Annotated in this window: 1 pseudogene; it reads left to right on the top strand. The window is 78.9% G+C overall.

The features are described from left to right. A pseudogene (locus GTW08_RS13270) lies at nucleotides 1-394 on the top strand (SARP family transcriptional regulator); the annotation flags it as partial.

Consider the following 394-nt stretch of genomic DNA (forward strand, 5'->3'; position numbering starts at 1 on the left):
GTCCCGGCCGGGGTCCGCGAGGTGCTGCGCCGGCGCCTGGCCCGGCTGCCCGCGATCACCCGCACCGCGCTGGCCCGGGTCTCGGTGCTCGGCCGCGACCTGGACACCGACGACGCCCTCGACCTCGCCGCCACCGTCGACGGCGCCGACCCGCTGGACGCCCTGGAGCCCGCGGTGCTCGGCGGGATGCTGCTCGAACCCGGGCCGGGACGGCTGCGGTTCTCCCACGACCTGGTCCGCGACACCCTCTACGGCGACATCCCGCAGCTGCGTCGCGCCCGGCTGCACGCCGCGGCCCACGCGATCCTCACCCGCAGGCGGCCCGACGACCCGGTCCCGCTGGCCCACCACGCACTCGCCGCCGGGTCCGCCGTCGAGCCGGACCGTGCCCTGG

The organism is Pseudonocardia sp. SID8383, from assembly GCF_009864975.1.
Taxonomy (GTDB): domain Bacteria; phylum Actinomycetota; class Actinomycetes; order Mycobacteriales; family Pseudonocardiaceae; genus Pseudonocardia; species Pseudonocardia alni.